The sequence below is a fragment of the Micromonospora sp. NPDC005197 genome (assembly GCF_040608295.1).
In the GTDB taxonomy this organism is placed as follows: domain Bacteria; phylum Actinomycetota; class Actinomycetes; order Mycobacteriales; family Micromonosporaceae; genus Micromonospora.
This window is the reverse complement of sequence record NZ_JBEXHY010000229.1, coordinates 1-4,307: the sequence shown is the minus strand read 5'-3', so window position 1 is coordinate 4,307 and position 4,307 is coordinate 1. Positions and strand designations below refer to the sequence as shown.

General features: G+C 69.6%; 2 protein-coding genes and 1 pseudogene. 2 read left to right on the top strand and 1 reads right to left on the bottom strand.

The genetic code is table 11. From position 1 onward, the window contains the following. Positions 1–59: 59 nt before the first annotated feature. Positions 60–2,021 carry an asparagine synthase (glutamine-hydrolyzing) gene (gene asnB / locus ABZU46_RS31180; RefSeq protein WP_354863278.1) on the bottom strand — a complete coding sequence of 654 codons (1,962 nt, stop codon included), beginning with the start codon at positions 2,019–2,021 and terminating at the stop codon, positions 60–62. Between the two features lie 133 nt (positions 2,022–2,154). Between asnB and ABZU46_RS31175 the strand changes: the two genes are divergently transcribed. Then, entirely contained in the window at positions 2,155–3,636 is a 1,482-nt protein-coding gene (locus ABZU46_RS31175; protein ID WP_354863277.1) for an aminopeptidase P family protein, read from the top strand. A gap of 381 nt (positions 3,637–4,017) precedes the next feature. Further along, positions 4,018–4,307: pseudogene (locus tag ABZU46_RS31170) on the top strand (hypothetical protein); the annotation flags it as partial.

Below are 4,307 nucleotides of genomic sequence, written 5' to 3'. Positions count from 1 at the left end.
GTCACCCGGAGTCACTCGGGTGACGCAAACCTCTTGATCGACAGGGTGGGGTCGCTGGATCAGCGGACCATGGAGCCGACCACCGGCTTCGTCAGCAGAGCCGACTGGTTGCGCTGGATGCCCGGGTCGAGCGTCTTGGCCACGAAGATGGCGTGCCAGATGCAGAAGATCAGCACCGTCCACACCTTGCGGGAGTGGTCGGCCTCCTCCCGCTTGTGCTCGTCGAGCAGCCGCAGCGCGTACGACAGGTCGAGCAGGTCACCCGCGCCCGAGGTGCTCAGCACGTGCCGGGCCCACTCGTACATCTCGCCGCGCAGCCAGACCCGGGTGGGCGTCGGGAAGCCCAGCTTCTTACGGTTGACGATCGCCGGCGGCACGACACCCTGCAACGCCTGACGCATCGCGTACTTGGTGGCGTCGGAGCGCGGCGGCAGCTTGAGATCCACCGGGATCTTCGCCGCGACGTCGAAGACCTCGCGGTCGAGGAACGGCACCCGCACCTCCAGCGAGTGCGACATCGAGATCCGGTCGGCCTTGACCAGGATGTCGCCGCGCAGCCAGGTGTAGAGGTCGACGTACTGCATCTTGGTGACGTCGTCCAGCTCGGTGCACTCGGCGTAGATCGGCGCGGTCACGTCCGTGTAGCGCACCGAGGGGTCGTAGCGGCGCAGCAGGTGCTGCTTCTCCTCCTCGGTGAACATCCGGGCGTTGCCGTAGTAGCGCTCCTCGATCGGGGTGGTGCCGCGCTCCAGGAAGCTCTTGCCCTTGACCCCCTGCGGGATCGCCTTGGAGACCGCCCGCAGGCCCTTCTGCACACCGCCGGGCAGGCCGTTGACGGTGCCGAGCGACAGCGGCTCCCGGTAGATCGTGTAACCGCCGAAGAACTCGTCGGCCCCCTCGCCGGAGAGCACCACCGTGACGTGCTCGGCGGCCTTCTTCGCCACGAAGTAGAGCGGCACCAGCGCCGGGTCCGCCACCGGGTCGTCGAGGTGCCAGACGATCTTCGGCAGCGCGTCGATCATGTCCTGCGGACCGATCTTGGTGGGGATGGTGGTGACGTCCAGGTGCCGGGCCGACTCCTGCGCGACGTCGATCTCCGAATATCCCGGCACGTCGTAGCCGACGGTGAAGGTGAGGATGTTCGGGTTGAACTCGCGGGCCAGCGCGACGACCGCTGTCGAGTCGATGCCGCTGGACAGGAACGACCCGACCGGCACGTCGGAGCGCATGTGCATGCGTACGCTCTCGCGCAGCGTCTCGCGGATCTCGTGGTAGAGCTTCTGCTCGTCGTCGACCGGCGCGGGCCGGAACACCGGCCGGTACCACCGGCGTACGTCGATCCGCCCGCCCGGGGACCAGGTCAGGTACTCCCCCGAGCCGATGCGGCTGATGCCCTTGTGCAGGGTGCCGGGCTCGGGAACGTACTGCAGCGTCAGGTAGTGGCTCAGGTTGGCCGCGTCGACACCTGCGTCGCCCTGGTAGTTGCTGTGCGCGAACGGCAGCAGCGCCTTCTTCTCCGACGCCAGGTAGAGGCCGTCGGCGGTCTCCAGGTAGTGCAGCGGCTTGATGCCGAAGTAGTCGCGGGCGCCGAACGCGCGCCGTTCCTGCCGGTCCCAGATGACGAAGGCGAACATGCCACGCAGGCGGGTGAGCACCTGCTCGCCCCAGTAGTGGTAGCCGGCGACGATCACCTCGCCGTCACCGGCCGTCGCGAACTGCGCGCCGAAGTTCCGGACCAGCTCGTCGCGCAGCTCGATGTAGTTGTAGATCTCACCGTTGAAGGTGAGCAGATAACGGCCGTTCGCGTAGGGCAGCGGCTCGTGACTCGACGCGACGTCGATGATGGCGAGCCGCTTGTGGGCGAACACGCCGTCCGCGTACCGGCCGGAGGCGTCGCCGACCACCTCGACCCCTGTCTCGTCGGGGCCGCGGTGGTGCAGGCATTCCAATGCTCCGGCGATGTGGTCGCGGTGCGCGGCGGCGTTGCCGTTCGCGCTGAAGAAGGCCAGGAGTCCGCACATGGTGGTCATCTTTCCACGCGGTCCGTCGGCCCGTCGCAGCCGTCCGTCGATCCGGAGCGCTCCCGGCCGCCACCAACACGAACCGGGCACGCGGTACCGTCGGGACCAGCAACGACGCGGAGGGAGCGGCGCAATGACCGAGGAACGCACCGACGGTACGCCGACAGACGGCACGGAATCGCACGATCCGGACTTTCCGGAGGCGTTCCTGTCCTTCATGCGGCACAGCTGGCGGGACACCGAACTCCCGGTCACGCCCCGTCCCGAGGCACCCAACTACGCCAAGCGCCGCGCCGCGCTCTCGGCGGCGTTCCCCGGCGAGACACTGGTCATCCCGACCGGCGGCGAGAAGGTCCGCGCCAACGACACCACCTACCCGTTCCGGCCGGGCAGCGACTTCGCCTACCTGACCGGCGACCACGACCCGGACAGCGTGCTGGTGCTGCGCCCGAACGGCTCGGGGCACGACGCGACGCTGTTCATGCGGCCCCGCTCGTCCCGGGAGACCGACGAGTTCTTCCGCAGCCGGCACGGCGAGCTGTGGGTCGGCCGGCGACACACCCTCGGCGAGAAGTCCACCGAGCTGGGCATGCCCACCGCCGACCTGAGCGGCCTGGAGGCGGCGCTGGCCGACCTGGCACCCGGTCGCACCCGGGTGCTGCGCGGGTTCGACGCCCAGGTCGACGCGGCCGTCCGCCCGTACGACGGGGTCCGCGCCGAGGGGCAGCCGCCCCGCGACCGGGAGCTGGCGATCGCCATCTCGGAGCAGAAGCTGGTCAAGGACGAGTGGGAGATCGGCCAGCTTCAGGACGCCGTCGACGCCACGGTGCGCGGCTTCGAGGACGTGGCCCGGATCCTCCCCGCCGACCGCGCCGTCTCGGAGCGACTGCTGGAGGGGATCTTCGCGCTGCGCGCCCGCCACGACGGCAACGACGTCGGGTACGGCTCGATCGTCGGCGCCGGCGAGCACGCCACGATCCTGCACTGGGTGCACAACCACGGCACCACCCGTCCGGGTGACCTGCTGCTGATGGACATGGGCGTCGAGGGGCACAACCTCTACACCGCCGACGTCACCCGGGTGCTGCCGGTCGACGGCCGGTTCACCCCATTGCAGCGCCAGGTCTACGACGCCGTGTACGCCGCGCAGCAGGCCGGCATCGACATCATCAAGCCCGGCGTGGCGTTCAAGGACGTCCACCTGACCGCCATGCGGGTCCTCGCCGAGGCGCTCAAGGACCTCGGGCTGCTCCCGGTGAGCGTGGACGAGGCGATGGACCCGGCCTCGACGGTCTACCGCCGGTGGACGCTGCACGGCACCAGCCACATGCTCGGCATCGACGTGCACGACTGCGCCAACGCCCGCAAGGAGCACTACCGCGACGGCGCGCTCGGCGAGGGCTATGTGCTGACCGTCGAGCCGGGGCTGTACTTCCAGCCGGAGGACGAGCTGGTCCCCGAGGAGCTGCGCGGCACCGGCGTGCGGATCGAGGACGACATCCTGGTCACCGCGACCGGCGCGGTGAACCTCTCGGCCGGCCTGCCGCGCCGCTCCGACGAGGTGGAGACCTGGCTGGCCGAGCAGCGCGAGGCGGGTCCGCGCCTGCCCGGCTGACCCGGTACGACCCCCGGCGGGCCCCGCCCCCGGTGCCGGCGACGTTTTCCGTCGTCCTGACACCGGTGGCGGGGCCCGTCGCTGTTTGCGCTGCCCAGGGCCTTTCTTCACGCCCTGCGCCCCGGTGTACCCACCCGACCGACGTGAGGCGAATGCGGGCTTTTTTCGGATAAGTCCGCCTCGCGAGGATCCTTCTCATACGGTGTGGATAACAGGCTGCAACCCATTTGTAGCTGCTCGTGCCGCTCAAGTGGTACGAGCCCGTCTGGTAGCAGGAAAGGGCGGAAGGCTCTGATGTCCAACGACGTAACGACTCCCGACGGCGGGGCCCCAGCGACCGCGCCGTCGACTAGGCGACGCAAGCTGTGGGTCGCCACCGGCGTGGCCGGCCTGACCGGCGTCGTCGGTCTGGCGGCACTGGGCGGGCTGGCTGCCCGTGACCACAAGCCCGACGACGCACAGCGGGCCAGCGACTCGCAGGCGGCGCCGAAGCAGAACGTCAGCGATGCCGGCCAAGCCGAAGGCCAGGACGACGGTAAGGACCGGGATGAGCGTGGCAAGGACCGGGATGAGCGTGGCAAGGACCGGGATGAGCGTGGCAAGGACCGGGATGAGCGTGGCGAGGACCGGGATGAGCACGGCAGGGTGCGGGAGGTGCCTTGTGACGATGA

What these genes read in the sequence shown, in the direction of transcription:
- ABZU46_RS31175 (WP_354863277.1), top strand. Translation starts at nt 2,155, where the DNA reads ATGACCGAGGAACGCACCGACGGTACGCCGACAGACGGCACGGAATCG.
- asnB (WP_354863278.1), bottom strand. Translation starts at nt 2,021, where the DNA reads ATGTGCGGACTCCTGGCCTTCTTCAGCGCGAACGGCAACGCCGCCGCG.